The 18,026-nt window shown below is 51.4% G+C and carries 15 protein-coding genes; 9 read left to right on the top strand and 6 right to left on the bottom strand.

Annotation, left to right across the window (positions count from 1 at the left end; translation table 11 throughout):
• The first annotated feature begins 61 nt into the window (after positions 1-61).
• The 4 genes from F3J37_RS15480 to F3J37_RS15465 all read left to right on the top strand — a co-directional run bounded on the left by F3J37_RS15480 (position 62) and on the right by F3J37_RS15465 (position 3,951).
• Complete coding sequence (locus F3J37_RS15480) at positions 62-1,831, top strand: ABC transporter permease (protein ID WP_166934235.1); 1,770 nt, start codon at positions 62-64, stop codon at positions 1,829-1,831.
• Positions 1,824-2,894 (top strand): ABC transporter ATP-binding protein, encoded by a 1,071-nt coding sequence (locus F3J37_RS15475; protein ID WP_166934233.1) that lies wholly within the window; start codon positions 1,824-1,826, stop codon positions 2,892-2,894. The genes F3J37_RS15480 and F3J37_RS15475 overlap by 8 nt, the downstream gene beginning before the upstream one ends.
• A 196-nt stretch (positions 2,895-3,090) precedes the next feature.
• Positions 3,091-3,249 (top strand): hypothetical protein, encoded by a 159-nt coding sequence (locus F3J37_RS15470; RefSeq protein ID WP_160867742.1) that lies wholly within the window; start codon positions 3,091-3,093, stop codon positions 3,247-3,249.
• Between the two features lie 138 nt (positions 3,250-3,387).
• Positions 3,388-3,951: a class I SAM-dependent methyltransferase gene (locus F3J37_RS15465; protein ID WP_166934231.1), complete on the top strand. Its 564-nt coding sequence runs from the start codon at positions 3,388-3,390 to the stop codon at positions 3,949-3,951.
• Positions 3,952-3,968: 17 nt separating this feature from the next.
• On the opposite strand, the gene F3J37_RS15460 is transcribed toward F3J37_RS15465, so the two are convergent.
• The 4 genes from F3J37_RS15460 to F3J37_RS15445 all read right to left on the bottom strand — a co-directional run bounded on the left by F3J37_RS15460 (position 3,969) and on the right by F3J37_RS15445 (position 8,786).
• Positions 3,969-4,529 carry a hypothetical protein gene (locus F3J37_RS15460; RefSeq protein WP_240154107.1) on the bottom strand — a complete coding sequence of 187 codons (561 nt, stop codon included), beginning with the start codon at positions 4,527-4,529 and terminating at the stop codon, positions 3,969-3,971.
• Between the two features lie 280 nt (positions 4,530-4,809).
• The gene (locus F3J37_RS15455) at positions 4,810-6,393 is read right to left on the bottom strand and encodes a hypothetical protein (protein WP_166934228.1); all 1,584 of its coding nucleotides are present in this window, start codon (positions 6,391-6,393) and stop codon (positions 4,810-4,812) included.
• A 13-nt stretch (positions 6,394-6,406) separates the two neighbouring features.
• Positions 6,407-7,891: an OmpA family protein gene (locus F3J37_RS15450; RefSeq protein ID WP_166934226.1), complete on the bottom strand. Its 1,485-nt coding sequence runs from the start codon at positions 7,889-7,891 to the stop codon at positions 6,407-6,409.
• Positions 7,892-8,273: 382 nt separating this feature from the next.
• Entirely contained in the window at positions 8,274-8,786 is a 513-nt protein-coding gene (locus F3J37_RS15445) for an SRPBCC family protein (RefSeq protein ID WP_166934224.1), read from the bottom strand.
• 156 nt (positions 8,787-8,942) lie between these two features.
• Between F3J37_RS15445 and F3J37_RS15440 the strand changes: the two genes are divergently transcribed.
• Both F3J37_RS15440 and F3J37_RS15435 read left to right on the top strand, forming a co-directional pair.
• Positions 8,943-9,842 (top strand): LysR family transcriptional regulator, encoded by a 900-nt coding sequence (locus tag F3J37_RS15440; RefSeq protein WP_166934223.1) that lies wholly within the window; start codon positions 8,943-8,945, stop codon positions 9,840-9,842.
• A 90-nt stretch (positions 9,843-9,932) separates the two neighbouring features.
• Positions 9,933-10,907, top strand: coding sequence for a nickel/cobalt transporter (locus F3J37_RS15435; protein WP_166934221.1), 975 nt, complete (start codon positions 9,933-9,935; stop codon positions 10,905-10,907).
• A 123-nt stretch (positions 10,908-11,030) separates the two neighbouring features.
• Here the strand turns inward: F3J37_RS15435 and fhuE are convergent, their stop codons facing one another.
• On the bottom strand, positions 11,031-13,232 hold the full coding sequence (fhuE, locus tag F3J37_RS15430) for a ferric-rhodotorulic acid/ferric-coprogen receptor FhuE (protein ID WP_205298959.1): 2,202 nt from the start codon (positions 13,230-13,232) through the stop codon (positions 11,031-11,033).
• A 362-nt stretch (positions 13,233-13,594) separates the two neighbouring features.
• Entirely contained in the window at positions 13,595-14,476 is an 882-nt protein-coding gene (locus F3J37_RS15425) for a LysR family transcriptional regulator (RefSeq protein WP_166934219.1), read from the bottom strand.
• A gap of 136 nt (positions 14,477-14,612) precedes the next feature.
• Between F3J37_RS15425 and F3J37_RS15420 the strand changes: the two genes are divergently transcribed.
• From F3J37_RS15420 to F3J37_RS15410, 3 genes are all read left to right on the top strand, one after another.
• On the top strand, positions 14,613-15,743 hold the full coding sequence (locus F3J37_RS15420; RefSeq protein WP_166934218.1) for an L-dopachrome tautomerase-related protein: 1,131 nt from the start codon (positions 14,613-14,615) through the stop codon (positions 15,741-15,743).
• A 333-nt stretch (positions 15,744-16,076) separates the two neighbouring features.
• A complete protein-coding gene (locus F3J37_RS15415) occupies positions 16,077-17,372 on the top strand; it encodes a CitMHS family transporter (protein WP_166934216.1) in 1,296 nt (431 codons plus the stop codon).
• A gap of 219 nt (positions 17,373-17,591) precedes the next feature.
• Positions 17,592-17,993, top strand: a complete 402-nt coding sequence (locus tag F3J37_RS15410) for an H-NS family histone-like protein (protein ID WP_097117820.1) — start codon at positions 17,592-17,594, stop codon at positions 17,991-17,993.
• The last annotated feature ends 33 nt before the right edge of the window (positions 17,994-18,026 follow it).

Raw genomic sequence — 18,026 nt, 5'->3', positions numbered from 1 at the left:
TATGCGCTCGTCGCGGCGCATAACATCTCCTTTCGCCTCCGGTGTATGATAGGGTTGGCATATGAGCAGGTTACTGAAAAAGTGGCAGAGTTTGCCACGTGCATTGATTGTTCTGATCACGGCTTTGGTTATTTACGTGCCGCTGATGTTTATTGTGGTGCAGAGTTTTCTCTCCGCGCCGTTCTTTGCCAAAAAGAAAGAGCTGACTCTCGGTTCTTTTGGATTTATTTTCTCCGATCCTGATTTTTATAAGGCGCTGGAGTCGGGCTTTATTCTGGCGTTTGGTCTGGTGATCATTGCTATTCCACTCGGCGGTATTTTGGCCTTCCTGATGGTCAGAACCAACTTGCCAGGACGCCGCCTGATTGAGCCGTTGATTCTGGTACCGATCTTTGTCTCACCGATGGTGCTGGCCTTTGGCTATGTGGTTGCCGCCGGGCCGGTGGGATTCTTGTCTCAATGGGCGAATCAACTGTTTGGCGTGGTGCCGTGGAACATCTACTCGATGACCAGCATCGTGGTGATCGCCGGACTCACCCACGTGCCGCACGCCTATCTCTATATCTCATCGGCACTGCGCAGCGTCAGCTCCGATGTGGAGGAAGCCGCGCGCACTGTCGGCGCTTCACCGTTGCAGGTCATGACTTCTGTCAGCCTGCCGATGGTGCGCCCTTCGATTCTGTATGCCTGTGTGCTGCTGTTCTTCCTGGGGTTAGAGGTGTTCGGCCTGATGCTGGTACTGGGCGATCCGGAAGGCAACATGGTGCTCGCCACCTATCTGTATAAGCTGACCAACAAACTCGGCACGCCTTCATACCACCTGATGGCCGCCGTGGCGGTGGTGCTGATCTGCTTTACCGTGCCGCTGGTGATGCTGCAGCGCTGGCTGATGCGCACCGCCAACCGTTTTGTCACCATGAAAGGCAAAGCGTCACAAGCGCGCGCCCTGCCGCTGGGTAAATGGCGCTGGATTGCGGGTGCGGTGGTGTTGGCCTGGCTGACCATCACCATCGGCGTACCGCTACTGGGCGTGGTGATGCGTGCGTTCATCTCGCATTGGGGCGTCGGCGTCTCACTGTGGGATGAAATATCCATCGCGACCTTCCGCAGTATCTGGGATCAACCCAATCTGTTGCGTGCCATCGTCAACTCGATGCTGATTGGGGTGATCGGCGGCGCGGTGGCGGTGATCTGTTATTTGTTTGTCGGCATCGCCATGCATCGCAAGCAGGATCAGGTTACACGCTTCCTGGATTACAGCGTGCTGGTGCCGCGTGCCGTGCCGGGTCTGTTAGCCGGTCTGGCTTTTCTCTGGGTGTTCCTGTTCATTCCGATGTGGCTCGATCAGTCCCTGAAAAACGGCTGGCTCTCCAGCCTGCCGGTTGCTGACTGGCTGCGTGAGAATTTTATCGTTTGGCTGCGTTCCCTGCGTCAAACCATCTTTAGCGTCTGGCTGGCTTACACCGTGGTGTGGATGGCTTATGGCTTGCGCCTGATCTCCTCAACGCTGTTGCAGGTCGGCCCGGAACTGGAAGAATCCGCACGCAGCGTGGGTGCCACCCCCGGACAAACCACGCGTCACGTGACCGTACCGCTGTCACGCCATGGCCTGATTGGCTCGTGGTTGCTGATGTTCCTGATTTTTGAGCGCGAATACTCAACGGGCGTGTATCTGCTGTCACCCGGCACCGAAACCATCGGTTCAATGCTGGTCTCACTGTGGTCAGCGGGCGCCATTGATATCGTGGCTGCGCTCTCCCTGATTAATATCGTGCTGGTGGTCATCGGCCTCGGCATCGCGTTACGCTTTGGAGTGAAATTACATGATTGAATTATCGGTAGATAACTTGCATCTGATGTACGGCGATAATCCTGTATTGAAAGGCGTATCGATGCAGTTGAAAAAAGGCGAAGTGGTTTCACTGCTGGGCCCATCCGGCAGCGGCAAAACCACCTTATTGCGTGCCGTGGCTGGTCTGGAAAAACCGTCACAGGGGCGCATTACTATCGGCAAAAATGTGGTGTTTGATGGCACGCCGAAAAGTGAAATCCCAGCTGAAGAGCGCAATCTCGGCCTGGTTTTTCAGTCCTACGCGCTGTGGCCGCACAAAACCGTATTTGAGAACGTGGCCTACCCGCTCAAGTTACGCAAAGTGGCCACAGCAGAGATTAATCAACGCGTTCAGGCGGTGTTGGATCAACTGGGGCTCGGGCATCTTGGCAAACGCCACCCGCATCAGCTTTCCGGCGGTCAGCAGCAGCGCGTGGCGATTGGTCGTGCGCTGGTCTATAACCCGCCCGTGATTTTGCTGGATGAGCCGCTCTCCAACCTGGATGCCAAATTGCGTGAAGAGGCGCGCGTGTTCTTGCGCGAGCTGATTATTCGTCTCGGACTGTCTGCCTTAATGGTGACGCATGACCAGAACGAAGCCATGGCGATCTCTGACCGTATTCTGTTGCTGAATAACGGCGTGATTGAACAGCAAGGCACACCGCAAGAGATGTACAGCCAGCCCTCAACGCTGTTTGCCGCTGAGTTTATGGGTAGCAATAACCGTCTGCACGGCAAAATCACCCACGTTGAAGGCGGCCGGGCGCGCATTGCCGGGGCAAAATGGGCGCTATGGGGTAAACCGAGTGGCGATGTGCGGGTTGGACAGGATGGGACAGCGGTGATTCGCGTCGAACGTATGAATATCGCTGACACCGCTGATGACAACGCACTTGAGCTGCCCTTGCTCACCAGTATGTATTTAGGCGATCGCTGGGAATACCTGTTCCGCACCGAAGGGGATGATTTTGCGCTGCGCGCGTATGGCAAGGAGTTCCGCGGGAATCAGCGCTTCCGCGTCTCACTGCCGAAAGAGGATCTGTGGATTTTCGCTAAAAGCTAACCCTTCCCTTAAATAAATTGTCCCCCTACTGCGCATCTGCGGTGGGGGGAAATTTAACGCATCTGTATTACACAAATTAACCAGAAATTCTTATCGCGTTGTGTAAGCCTGGCGAAAAATTCTATTTAGGTTGCTGGCGTGCTCCATTTATAGAATACTGTCGCGCCATGCATGTTTTAATGTCCAGGACGGATTTATGTCAGCATTCCCTTATTATGTCGCTTTAGCTTTACTGGTTTGTGTGGCGCTGGTCTGGAGCGGATTAATCCTGGATCTGTTTGGTATGCGATGCTGGATGCACCATGTGACTGATTTTATGGAAACCCAATTAAAAGGCTCAGAATCCTTGCAATGAGGGAGATTTAACTGAACTTATACCAGGACATTTCTTTATCATGACAAGTTTGTCATCTGGGCATAAAAGAATACGGCTTTAAGCTTTGCTTAAGAAATTGATGGTTGAATCACCTCCAATAACCCGGAGGTAATAATCGTGATCACAACGACGTATTCATTACTCAAAGAAAAAACCCGCTATTTACAGGCATTTTTCGCCAACCCGCGCGCTTTTGGTTCTATCGCACCTTCCTCTTCTGCGCTGTGTCGCACCATGTCTGAAGCCGTAGATTGGCAGCAGACGCAACGGATTGCCGAACTCGGCGCTGGCGATGGTGTGCTGACGCATCATTTACTGCATAGCATGAGAGCCGATGCAACGCTGGCGGCGTACGAAATCAATCCGCAATTAGCCCATAAGCTTAATGCGTTCAACGATCTGCGTTTGACGGTGCACACTGATTCCGCAGAAACGTTAGGCACTGACTACGATGCTATTTTCTCAGGTTTACCGCTGCTCTCCCTGCCGCAGGCGTTGCGCGAAAGGATTTTGACGCAAATCAGCCGGGCGCTGACTCCCGGTGGCGTGTTTGTGCAATTTCAATATACATCGCTGTCGGAGCCACTGTTATCACAGCACTTTTACTGGACGCGCACGCGCGTGATGCGCAACCTGCCACCGGCATATGTTTATCGGTGCCAGGCTGCCGCACATCATTAAAAACAGACTCAAATAAATTATTGCAGTTCAACATTAAGTGCCGGCGCGCCGAAACTCACCAGCACCCCATTTGATGCGGTGAAATAGTCGCGCCAGAAAGCTTCAAGCTGTTGGAGAATTTTTCCAGAACGATAGTTGTTCTTCGCATCCGTATCAATGAGGCCCGCCCCGGCAACAAAAATTTTGGCACCCGCGAAATCGGCCAGCAAATGTTGTTGTTTAACCTGCTGCAATGTTTTGTCTGGTGAGATCAAACGCAGCGCGTTATTACGATAGAAACTATCGAATGCGCTGTTTTCCAGCATATCTGAGATCAGGAACAGCGTATGTGAAGTAGACGCGTCAGATTGCAAATCCTGACTAACACGTTTCAGACTATCGAGAATTTCACTCTTCGCAATGTTGTCTCCTTGCTCAGCAAAACTTTTCGCCATCAGTCCGCCGAAAGATTTTGCAAAATACTGTCGCTGCTCTGCCAAACATTTATCCAGGTTCTTCAGGCTTTCCATGCCCTGATTGTCTCGGATGGCTTTATCAGTGAGTAAAGGTTCTAGCCGACCATCAAACAAGCGTTGCATAAAATTATTCTGCAACAAGGCCGAGAACTGATAGAGCACTACGCGATCACCCGGCTGTGTAAACCGCAGAATTTGCTGCCAGCTAGCGTTTTTAATCTCCAGCGGGACTTTCACAGTTTGATCGATGATTACGACCAATTCCCGGCCACTGCTGGCCGGGCGATACTGGCTAAGATGAGCATAATCATAACAGCTCGGAATATCATTACGGTCTGCCGCCTGAGCTAAAGCGCTCAAACTCGCCAGCAACAGAAAACAACTTGTGATGAATTTCACCTGTTCAACCCCGTGCTTTATTCAAAACCAATTGCACTTTGCGCCGATTTAACAAGCCATCTAACGGGAGATCAAGATCGTCAGCCAGTAGCTGTAATTCTTCATCATTAAGCAGGGTAAGGTCACCCAGAGCTGCAATTTGCGCTTTGTAATCGGTATTTGTCACTGGATTCGTTGGGATTTCTAGCGTTGCAGCCACAGGAGCGGGAGGTGCGGTTGGCGCAACTAAAATCGGCTCATGTTGATGCATAATCGGCTCTGGCTTGTAGACAGGACGCGTGGCATTAAACTGTTGGTGCTCGTCATCCGCTAATGCCTTGTCACGCATTTTTCCGCGCACGTAATCGTCAAAGGTGCGCACTTCACTCTGAGCCACACTGGCACTACTGGCTCTCTGCATTGCCATACGATTTTGCAGGCTAGCAAGTTTGTCCTGAGCATCACGCTCTACACGTTCACGTTGCATGGCATACCAGGCAGCGAACTCTTCAGAACTACTAAAATTGCCGATGTATTTCGCAGCCAACTTAGATTCAATGCCCACTAATGATCGGTAATAACCAATTAAGATACCGATAATTTGCACACCAATAAAAATGACAGACAAAATAATAAACGTCAGTTTGGAAGCAAAGACGCGATTGTCACTCACTTCTTTCGCTGCTTGTTTATCCGCTTGCTGATTATCATCGACTGCTTGCTGAGGCAATTCGAAAGGCGAAGCGTTAGTGGCAGCAGTGCTCGTCTGACTAAACGGGGTACCATTCACCGCCTGTGTTTCAGCAGCATTAATGGTTGCGGCGCGGATGAAGTAGGCACCCACAGCAAACGTCACGATCAACAACAGTGTAACGATCGTTTGCACATATTCTGGTTTGGCGCCGATACCGTGGCGCACGCGGTTAAGCATCTGCAAATAGCCGGGCGCATCATCATCAATACGGCTATTTTCCAGAGAAACGCGATTGTCTTTTACCAGTGCTTCAGCCTGGTGTTCCAGCTTTGCTTCTTTATGCCAATAGCGAATCTTACTGAGTAGGGTATTTTTGTGAAGCTGGGTACCCATCAGGTGTGTGGCCGGTACCAAAATCACCCCAATGAGAACCGAAACGACAATCGCTGATAACTCAGCCTGATTTGCCGAAATATTGTTGGCAATAAAGGGTGACAACACCAAAGCAAAAATGAACGCTTCCAGAATGACAAGGGCAATACTGCACAACCACAAGACAATGCTGGTAGGCTTACGCCCGCGCTCGTCGACCTTATTTAGGTAATTAACACAACGCAGATAGAAGTCGGCATCGCGGTTGGAAATGCTATGATACTGATAAAATTTGCCACACAGTGCTTCCTCAGCAGGATGCCACACGAGTCCGCCGGTCCCCATGCGACGAGACTCATGACTTTTTGCCAGACGAGTAATATGTCCCACCAAAGGTAAAGCACAAGCTAAATTGAGGAAGAAATAACGGACTTGTTCCCACCACTTAATGGTAATAATGGTCAATGCCATCAGACCAAATAATGGCCAAAAGATATAACGGTAAGTCGCAATCGCCTGCAACACAGTATTTAAAATTTCCATAATGATTTATTCCTTATCCACGCTGAGGCGCGTATTCAGCCAGCCACGGCTGACGATGATTACTATAAAAAAGCTGGCCCTGCTTAGCGGGTTGGCCTGATTTAGGTATGAGAAGATCAACACATGAAACCGGTTGTTTCTGCGCATCTTCGATGTAAACCCGATAAAGAATGCTATCTTCCCCTTCCCAGCTATTGGCGACACCCGTCATGCCAGGCAATGTTTTTCTGTTTCCCTGGGCATATTTTGGCGTCACAAAGACCTGTGGATTGCGCGTAATTTGTGCGCCCTCCTTCAGCACAAAAACTGGACTCAACGTCACAAGATTACCGTTGACCAATCCAGCCCATGCACGTCCATTCATATTCGGGAGATATTCGCGAGTATCGTGCTGCCCAATAGATTGACCCGTCGCTAAATTCTTAGCCAGCCCACTGACTCGCGGCAGGTCTGTCAGGCAACTCCCCGTGACACTACTCGCCTGCGCCTGGCTTATAAGACTAAAACCCTGCGATAGCGGTTTTAAATTACTCGCCAGACCCGTTACACGTGAGGAGGTGGGTTTACCCCCAAAATCAATAAAGTTAGCGGGGTTACTTTCGGCAATCGCTTGAGTTGGCTGAGTGACCTGATCTTGCTCCTGCGATTTGGCCGCTTCAGAAGTGGGGGATGCTGCTTTCGCTTTATTGTCAGGATGGGCTTTTTTACGCGGCGTTTCAGTCCGGGCCAGCCGGCTATCAACCGCCGAGCTGTGCTGTAAATACAGAGGGTTGTTGCTTTCTTGCGCCAGTCGCTGACGGAGTAATGATTCATTTGCCAGAGCAACAATTTCAACACGGCGGTTTTGAGCGCGACCAGTCGCTGAATCATTATCTGCCAGAGGGCGCGATGATCCTACTCCCTGGAAATAGAGCTGGCTGGCTTTAATACCACTTTGCTCCAGCACCAGGCCAACATTGTGGGCACGTGCTTCTGATAATTGCTGATTATACCCAGCATTTCCGCTGGCATCGGTATGACCCACGACCAGCAGAACTGCGCTGTTATCTTGCTGTCCCCCCTTCATGGCCGCAGCTATTTTTTGTACCTGGCGCAAACCACTACTTGTCAGTTCTGCACTATCAACATTGAACATTGTTCCATCTTCAACTTGCGCAACAATGCCGACCTGATCTTGTTTACTATTTTGCTGAGCTTTCAGCGCTTGAGTGCTAATGCGGATTTTTTCTTCTTGCGCGATCTTCGCTAACGCCTGCTCGCGGTTTTGCCACACATTACCGACCACGCAACCCGCGACGCCACCGGCCAATCCCCCAACTAATGCCTTTTTCGCATCGTGCGTGACCAAATAAGTGATACCTCCACCCAGCGCAGCGCCGCCAATACAGCCAGCAGCAGTACCGTAATCTCGTGCAAAGTCATTCATAGAGGCGCAGCTGGTCGCGAGTGAAGCAGCAATCAAAACGGATGCTGCCTTTTTAGAAAAGGGTAAATTCACATCAAATCCTTGATTGAAAAATCTCCCTCGTCTGGAGGGAAAATGATTTATTGAGATACGTAGAATTGGTAAAAAATATTCACTGGTTGATATCGGCCAAGAGCGTAACAACTTTAGTGGCGAATGTCTTAATTATTATATTCAATGAGATGGGCGAGTGAAGCGAAAATTGAGAGATGGGAAATCCGTTAATATCATAAGTTTAATTACTGTATTTAGTCAATTTTAGAATAATTTACGCCACAATCACTCAATTGCAGCGCAAAGTAATGACTTATCCCCCACTAACACGATAGCGCTCCAGTTAATGAGTCAAAATGCTGGTAGTGCGGCCACCATAACTATCTAAACCCATTGCATCGCGTTAGCGCAAAAAAAAGGATTATTTGCGCGCTTTCGCAGCCGCGACCAGTCCATCCAGCCAATCCTGATGACCGTTGATCATCGGATTGGGTTTCGCGCTCGCCAGCTCGACCGCCGGCTTGCCGTTTTGCGTTTCCTGAGTCAGGATGCGCACGCGATTGTCAGACAGATCTTCAATCAGCCAGGCATGCAGAACGTCTAAACGGTCGTCGCTACCCACTTCGCCCGCCCAACCGTGCCAGGAAACACGGGCGGCTTCACCCGCTTCGGGTGCCACGTACTCGGTGACCTGCGCTTCCACCGGGAAGCCAAAGGTTTCGAAATAGAAGCGGACACCCTGCGCCAGTTCCGGGCCTTTATTGTCATAGAAGCGCGCATTCGCCGAGTTCTGGTAATAAGTCGGCCAAAGTGACGGCGTATTCAGCAGAGGCCAGATATCCTGGGTGCTTAAACCTGCAACGATCACTTCGTTGGAACAATAGTTATCGCTAAAGCCCGGTACAAATCCCTCTGGCCAGTTAATCGCGTTCATTTTCATTTCATTCGTCTCACCGTGGATAAATCGTGGGTGAAGTATCTGACTCCCTATGAAATAAGACCAATTGCCATTATTTATTTTTAATATACGTTTTCGTGATATCTGGTGGCAGCGTATGATGGGGTATTGCCACGCCATCGCCGGAAGATGATGAAAACCGATATCCGCAACCTCGACCTCAATTTGCTCAAAGCGCTGGATGCCTTACTGGATGAACGCAGCGTCACCCGCGCGGCTGAGCGTTTAGCCCTGACGCAACCTGCAGTTAGCGGCATGCTAACGCGTCTGAGAGAGTGTTTTGATGATCCGCTGTTCACGCGGGTGCAGCGCGGCGTTGTCCCGACCATGCGGGCACTGGAGTTGGCTCAGCCCGTGAAGGCCATACTGGCAGAAGTGTCAGAACTGTTGCAGCCCAAAGCCTTTGACGCTGCGACCGCCGAAATGACCATCAAAATCGCGGCCACCGATTATGCCCTGCGTGCGGTCATTGTGCCTTTTATGGCCGCATTACGAGTGCAGGCACCGGGTATCCGCGTGGCGGTATTGCCCGTTAACAACGAGCAGTTATCTGCGCAGTTTGAACGAGGTGACATCGATATCGCGTTGATCACGCCAGACAGTGCCCCACCCGATCTACACGCCCGCTCGCTGTACGATGAAGAGTATGCGTGTCTCATGCGCGAGGACCACCCGCTGTCTGCGCAGAAAGATTTAACGCTCGACAGTTTCTGCGCACAGGACCACGCCCTGGTTTCCTACTTGGGAGGCAACTTCAAGGGCGTGACGGATGAGGCGTTAGCCTCGATTGGACGTTCGCGACGTGTGACACTTTCGGTGTGCAGTTTTTTAGTCTTACCTGAGATCTTACGCGTCAGTGATTTGATCAGCGTGGTGCCGCGTCGCTTAACGCACGATTTACCTGGTTTGAAGGTCTTGCCTCCTCCTTTAGCGATCCAGGGTTTTAATAAAATCGTGGTCTGGCATGAACGCACGCACCGCGATGCCGGACACCGCTGGTTGCGTGAATTACTGTTTTCCACTGCTGTTTAAGCGTTCCATCGCCTAAGCTCACAATCCCGCTTTACTTCGTGGTGTGATCGCGCATGCTAGTCATTTTTAGCGCCATGACAGTCGATAGTGATGATGACCTCCAAAACCGGATTTACCCTTGCAGCGCTGGCAATTTTTGCCGCGCTCGCCGTGCTGTTTTCCCACTGGACGGCTTTTCTCGCCTGGTCACTGCAAACGCAGATCCAACTCCACTGCCTGCTGGTGACGCATCTGCTGCAAATCAATAGCGGGCAATACAGCGCGGGGTTGTGGTTGATCGGCGTGACCTTCATTTATGGCATTTTGCACGCGGTTGGCCCCGGCCATGGCAAATTTATCGTTACCACCTGGCTTACCACTCATAAACCGCCGCGTGGTGTCGCCCTCACCGTGCCGTTTCTTGGCAGCCTGGTGCAGGGCCTTAGCGCCATCGCCTTTGTGTTTATCCTGGCCGTTGGCTTTAACCTGACGACCGGCGATCTCAGCACCAGTCGCTGGTATCTGGAAAAAGCCAGCGCGCTGTTTATCGCCGCGCTGGGCGTGATGATGATGGTGCAAGCCTGGCGAGCCCGCAATAAGCATCTGCACCAACATGAGCATGAGCATGAGCATGAGCATGAGCATGAGCATGAGCATGAGCATGAGCATGAGCATGAGCAGCATCATAACGGCTGTGGCCACCATCACGGCATAACTACGGAATCAGTGGATAACTGGAAAGCGTGGATCGGCATTATAATTGCCACGGGTGTACGCCCTTGCAGCGGCGCACTCACAGTGCTGCTGTTTGCTAGCGTGATTGGTATTACCCGTTGGGGCATGTTTGCGGTGATGACCATGGCACTCGGCACCGGTATGGCACTGGTCGCGTTGGCCCTGTTTGTACGCCATTTTCGCCATCGCGCGGGAGAGTTATGGTTGGCTGAGTCATCGCCACGCACGCAGCAAATACTGGGGATGGTACGTATTGCCGGAGGCGCGTTGCTGATCTTATTTGCGCTGGTGCTGTTTTTAACCGTAGTGCAGATCAGTGCGAACGGGGATTATATTGCGGCGGGATGTTGATAATTTATCAAGCTAGATGTGAACAACGCCGGGCCGGCATCCTTGCCGCCCCTGCCATTCACTCACGAACGCCCGCGTGAATCCGGGCAGATCACGCATTGCTGCGCGCCCGGTTGGTTGAAATCAGAAACGATAAGACGCAGTGACCGAGAAGTTACGCGGCGTACCATAAACGATCCCGCCGTTACCGACGTTTTTGTCATACTCTTTGTCGAACAGGTTGTTCAGGTTGGCCTGCAGGGTGACGTTTTTGGTCACATCGTAGCGCGCGAACAGATCCACCAGCGCATAGCTGCCCTGACGTGCACGCCATGTGCCCACACCTTCCGGTCCGGTAATATCTTTGTAGGTCTTCGACTGCCAGTTGACTCCACCACCCAGCGTCAGCTGATCCAGCATCGGCAAACGATAGCTGGTGAACAGGTTGAACGAGGTGCGAGGCAGCTGTGAGTTGTAGTTCTCACCCTCACGATCTTCGGCTACATAAGTGGTGCCGCCGAAAGTCATCTGCCAGTTATCTGTCAGTGCACCGTTCACTTCGAACTCGACGCCACGGCTCACCACGCCATTCTTACCTTCAAAGATTTCGTTGCCTGAAGCCGTGTACGTTCCGGTGCTCACTGGCGCGTTATCCAGTTCTGTACGGAATACCGACACCGAGGTGGTCAGACGGCTGTTCAGCCAGTCAGATTTCACACCCGCTTCGTAGTTTTTACCGATGACAGGATTCAGGAATTGGCCGGAGGCATCCTGGCTATCCTGCGGCTGGAATACGGAAGTGTAACTGGCGTAGGCTGACCAGTTATCATAGAAGTCCCAGATCAAACCACCGTATGGCGTGATGTTGTTTTCTTCCTGCCGGGTGGTTAAACCTTGGCGATTCCAGTTGGTGTAACGTGCGCCTAAAATGGCATGCAGCGGATCGGCTAACGTAATGCGAGTGGCAAGGTAGGCCGATTTCTGACGCACCAGTTGCGTATCAGACGCTGGAGTACGAGGGTTCCAGTCGGACTCAGGATAGTTCCCATTGTAGTTGTAGAAGTTGCCCAATTCAGCCGGTGAAATATTGGTCCAGGCGCTGTAATACTTGTTGTCCTGACGGCTGTAATTCACACCCAACATCAACTCGTGCTGACGGCCCAATAGTTCATAGGGACCACTGGCAAAGGCATCTACCGCATCGACTTTACGCTTGCCGGTGTTATAGCCCGTCCCGCCAACCGCATCATAGGCATAGGAAGGGTCGTACTGGTTAACCAGCAGACCGGAATCTTTATTCACATAGCCGTCGATATACAACTGCTTACTGTCGAGGAACATTTCATTATGCGTGCCGTTAAGCGTGATGTTCCAGCCGTTATCGAAGTTCTGCTGCAGGTTAATAAAGACTTTTTTGTTTTCTTTGTCGTTATACGCCCAATCCGTTGAGGTGTTATAACCGCGACGCAATTTCACCTGTGAACCATCGGTATACCAACGCGGTGAACCACCCCACATCGGCGAGTCGGTATTCACCTGCGTGAACTCATAGCCCACAGACAGCTTGGTTTTATCGGTCAGGTCAGCATCCACCACACCGTAGATGAATTTCTTCTCGAAGCCATAACGCTCGATAAAGCTGTTTTTATCTTCGTAACCCGCCACTACGCGGCCACGCACGTTGCCTTCAGGCGACAATGGTGCAGAAAGGTCGGCGACATAGCGCTGTTTGTCCCAGCTACCGTAGCTCGCTTCCAGATTCCCGGTGAACTCTTTGCTGTCGGCGTGCTTACGCACCATGTTTATCGCAGCAGACGGGTTACCTGGGCCAGTCAGCAGGCCCGTTGCACCACGCACCACTTCAACGCGCTCATACAGCGCCATATCGGTTTGGGCATCACCGAGGTTCCAGCGCGAAGCAAACGCCGTTGGAATACCATCGATCATGTAGTTATCGATGATAAAACCGCGCGAATAGTAGTTAGTACGATCCATATCACCGCTGACGCCTTTGATACCTGTGGTATTCGATAGGACGTCATTCAGGGATTGCAGCTGCTGATCTTGCATACGCTGCTTGCTGACAATGCTGACCGATTGCGGAATATCACGCGCGGTCAATGCCATTTTGGTGCCGGCACGAGTGACCGGAACGCTGTAATCTTTTGCGGCTTGCTCTTGCGCATCGCTGCTGGCGCTGGCATCCACGGTCAGGGTTTGTTCTGTTTTGGTGCTATCTGCGGCCTGGGCAATACCTGACGCCACCATCATTGCCAGTACAGAGATACGCAATGCACGTTGCGGTGCACGGCCTGATTCCCTGACGCGCTTTTCTTTGAAAGACATAATATTCCTCAATCAACTTATCGTTATTTTGTGTTGGCGGCATAGCTGCTGACGTCTGTTAGATCCAGCCATAAATAACGTGCTGAAAAGGAATATCAGGATGAGGTATTTCCCGACCGTGCCGTCCTGGCACAAACAGAACGACCGTAAAGATGCCGTTAAGAAAGCAAATGAGAAATATACGCATTAAGATTACTATTGCAAGAAATTGTTACCGGTTATCCGGCAATTTTACATTTGGATATTTCCTTATTCTTCAATGATTAATAATAAAGGGGAGTTATTTTCGGTAATTATCACGCACGTTAATAGAGCAAACCTGTGAAAAATCACAGGTTCTTGTCCTGAGGGTATTCCGGGGATCACCAGGGCCAGCGTTTTTCCGCCAAATCCACCAGAAGACGTGAAGCGGGTGAAAGCTCACTGAGTGAGCGGAATTGCCAGCCAAAGGTACGCGGCATCATGACCAGCGGCAGTGGAATTTCAATCAACTCACCGCCCTCACCTTTTAATAAGCGGCGGGAAAGAAAACTCAACAACTGAGTTTGCGCCAGCACGGCGCGCAGCGGGGACAGCGTATTACTTTCCATTTGCGCGCGCGGCGCCGCATAGCCACCGCTGCGCAAGCGTTGTTCCAGCCACTGACGCGTCGCGACGTTATCGGAAGGTAACAACCAGTTATATTCATCAAGCTGTTCAGGCGTCGGATGAATATTCGCCAGCGGATGGTGACGGCTGGCGGCAATCACCACCGGATCCTCAACAAGCGGCCGGGTAATGAACTCGCTGTTCCCCTGCGGCAGAAAACCCAGAATCAAATCGACTTTGTTCTCACGCAGCAGCTTTTGCAGCAAATCATTCATCCCGACCGTCACTTCGAGTCTGGCGGTGGGAGCTTTGTGCAACAAGTCCTTACTCAGTACCGGTAGCATAAATTCCGCTGCCGTGGCCGCCACGCCTAACCGGATAACGCCCGCCGTTCCCGCACCCAGCGCCTGTAAATCCTGCCGGGTGACCTGCATCATGTGCACGACTTTTTGAGCACGTTCACAAAGTAGTAGTCCCGCTTCGGTGAGTTGCATCCCACGCCCCACCTTGAGAATTAACCGCGTGGCGTAAAACTTCTCCAGACGTTGCAGACATTTGGTTAAGGCGGGCTGAGTGATACCAAGGGATTGCGACGCTTTACCCAGATGCCCTGTCTCCTTCACCGCCAGCAGATAATGCAGATCTTTCAGTTCCATTCATTCCCACCAGGAATCAATTGATAAAATTCAGAGAATATAATTTATCACTCTACGCTGCCAGGATGGAATGACATTAACAACAGAGCAACACGCTGTTCGCGTCACCTTGTGGCGCTTAACAAGGGAGTAAAGGATGAAACATTCACTGAAAACACTGGTCGCGATGATCGCTTTGGCCAGCAGCGCACAGGTTTTGGCACAAGACACGCTGCCCGTGACGTTACCGATGCAACAGGACAGTCGTCTGGAGCAGGTCGCCACCTCGCCACGCGTGTGGAATGGCATTACCGTGAGTCATGACAACCGCCTGTTCGCCTCGTTAACGCAATCGGAAGGTGCGGGTTTGCAGCTGGCGGAAGTGATCAATAATCAGCTGAAAGCCTTTCCCGATGAGAGCTGGAACCAGTGGAACGCTAACGATCCGGAGCATCATTTCTACCACGTGAATGCGTTGCGTATCGGCCCGGATGGCAATCTGTGGGTGATGGATTCGGGCAATAAAGGAATTGGTACTGGCGATCAGGCCGTGCCCGGTGGCGCTAAGCTGGTCCACATTAGTCTGGCCACTGGCAAAGTGTTGAATAGCTATGTGTTCAAGGCACCGACGCTGCAACCCACCAGCTATCTGGATGATGTGCGTTTTAATGGCGATTTTGCCTATATCACCGATCCGGGTGCGGTGGGATTAGTGGTACTGAACCTGAAAAGCGGCAAAAGCTGGCGGGTGCTGGATAATCACCCTCTCTCGATTGATCACCAGCCAATTTATGCGGATGGCAAAAAGTTGATTCTGCGTGATGGCCGTGAAAAACGCGTCGGCCTCGATCAGCTGGAAGTCTCGCCGGACGGCAAATGGCTCTACTACCAGGCGATTCCGGGTCCGCTGGCGCGGATTGAAACCCGTTATCTGAACGACAGTGCCCTATCGGCTGCAGAAGTGGCGAAGCATGCGGAGAAAGTACGCGAAACCTGGAGCACCGGCGGAACAGCCATCGATGCCGAAGGCAATATCTATGCGTCAGATATCAATACCCGCAGCATTAAGCGCATCGCGCCCGATGGCAAAGTGACCACCGTGGTGCAGGATCCCCGCCTGGTGTGGATTGACGCGATGTGGGTATCTGACGGCGCACTGTGGATGCCGTCCGGACAGATCAATCGCACGCCTGCGACCACCGGCGGCAAACCTTCAACCGTGGAATATCCGGTGAAGCTTTACCGTCTGCCGTTACCGATTAAGCCTTCGCCGCGGGATCATCAATAAGCCATAACGTGCCGATTAAAGCTATTTAGCGCGGTAGTCACGCCGCGCTTATTCAACGATCTCTTTATTGATAAACAGGAGGAAATAACACCCAGATAAATCATCACCGTTCGCTATTTTAAATTTATTAAAACTAAGAGGTTACGCACAACTTTTGCGTATACCTAACCTTGTGCCTGCCGAAAAAAACGCTGGATAATATTGCCAGATAGACGAGGTTGCAGAAGGTTAATTTGATTAATAAATAATCATTCGCGGTTTTTTATTTATTCCGAACACGTTGCGTTTGCTACCCACAAACGTGCTCTATCCCTCTGGACAGGAACCCTCGTCATGCTGCTGATCATCAGTCTGCTTATGATAATCTGCTTTATTGGCTTATTAATGAGCAAAAAGCTTTCCGCTCTGACTGCATTAATCCTTATCCCCACGCTATTCGCATTGTTATCTGGCCATGGCGCGGATATGGGTGCCATGGTGATCAAAGGATTGCGTACCGTTGCGCCCACTGGCGTCATGTTGATATTCGCGATGCTCTATTTTATGAGCGTAACGGATGCCGGGATGTTTGATCCGATTATTAAAAGAATCGTTTCTGCAGTCGATGGCGATCCGGTGAAAATATTTGTCGGCACCGCACTGCTTGGCTTTATTGTTGCCCTGGATGGTGATGGCGCGACCGTATATATGATCGTACTTTCCGCGTTTATGCCGATATATGAACGCATTGGATTATCAAAGCTCAGCGTTGCCGCTCTGCTATTACAGTGCACTGGGCTGGGCAATATGTTTCCGTGGGGTGGACCCACGGCGCGTGCGGCCGCCGCCGTTCAGGCTGACGTCTCTGCTCTGTTTGTCCCGCTGCTGATTCCGCTACTGGCCTGCGTGGCATGGACTTTTATCCTGGCGGTGATGCTCGGCAGAAGTGAACGCAAACGTCTGGGTTTCCAGCCGCATGTCCCGGTGGAACCTGCCGTGCTGCAGTTTGAAGAGAAACACTGCGTGGCCTGGCGTTTCTGGTTTAACTGGGCGCTGACCATTGCATTGATGACCTTCCTGGTGCTGGATATCATGCCCATGGCGTATCTGTTTATGCTGGCCACCGCCATCATGTTCGTTGTCAATTATCCGCAACTGGGCCAACAGCAGGAGCAGATCGGCCGCCATGCGCCCGCCATCCTTGCCGTAGCTGGATTGATTTTCGCTGCGGCGGTGTTTACCGGCATTTTTGCTGAAACCGGTATGGCGAACGCCCTGGCACAGGCGATTGTGCAGACTATTCCCGCTGCACTCGGCCCTTATCTGGCGGTGATTACTGCCTTGATCAGTATTCCCGTGACCTGGATGGTATCGAACGATGTGTTCTATTTCGGCATGCTGCCGGTGCTGGTGCAGGCTGCCGGACACTACGGTATCGAACCGATTGAAATGGCTCGCGCCGCCCTGGTCGGTCAACCAGTTCATATTCTCAGCCCACTGGTTGCCTCGACCTATTTATTGGTCGGCATGCTGAAACTGGATTATGCACAGACACAACGGTTCACGCTGCGTTGGTCGTTTATCACCTCAATTGTATTATTAGTGGTCGCACTGATCACCGGTTGCTTCCCGTTTTATCGCAGTCTATAGAATATATTTATCCCCTTGTAGCCGCTATTTTCCGCGGCTACACCCTCGACTGGCTTGAGTGAAATATCTGCTTTATGTCTCATTGTTCGATATTGACACCACTCTGCTGAAAGCTTATTTTCCGGACAATTCTGCATTATGGGTAATATTTTCATTTGATTAAAATTAACGTAGAATGCCCCCTTTCATCTTTGTTATAAAAGTTATAAGGGTTTATTCATGAGCGATGCACTCAAAGCATTGAACAATCTTCGTACACTGCGCGCCCATGCGCGTGATGTTGAGATTGCGGTATTAGACGAAATGCTGGAAAAGTTCGCCGTGGTGGTTGCAGAACGCCGTGAAGAAGCGGAAGCGAATAATGCCGCTCAGCGCGAAAAAGAAGAAAAACTGGCGCTGTATAAAGAGATGCTGCTGAATGATGGCATCGATATTAGTGAATTAACGAAATTAAACCAGAGCGAAACCAAACCGAAAGCGAAACGCGCTCCACGTCCGGCGAAATATAAGTTCACCGACGAAAACGGTCAGGAAAAATTCTGGACTGGCCAGGGTCGTACGCCTTCACCGATCAAATCCGTATTAGATGCGGGCGGTTCGATGGATGAGTTTCTGATTTAAACGATCCGCATGGATATTGTAGGGTCGCCATTC

The organism is Candidatus Pantoea communis (assembly GCF_011752685.1).
Lineage (GTDB): Bacteria > Pseudomonadota > Gammaproteobacteria > Enterobacterales > Enterobacteriaceae > Pantoea > Pantoea communis.
Note: the sequence above shows the minus strand (reverse complement) of the source record. Positions and strands in the feature narration are given on the sequence as shown.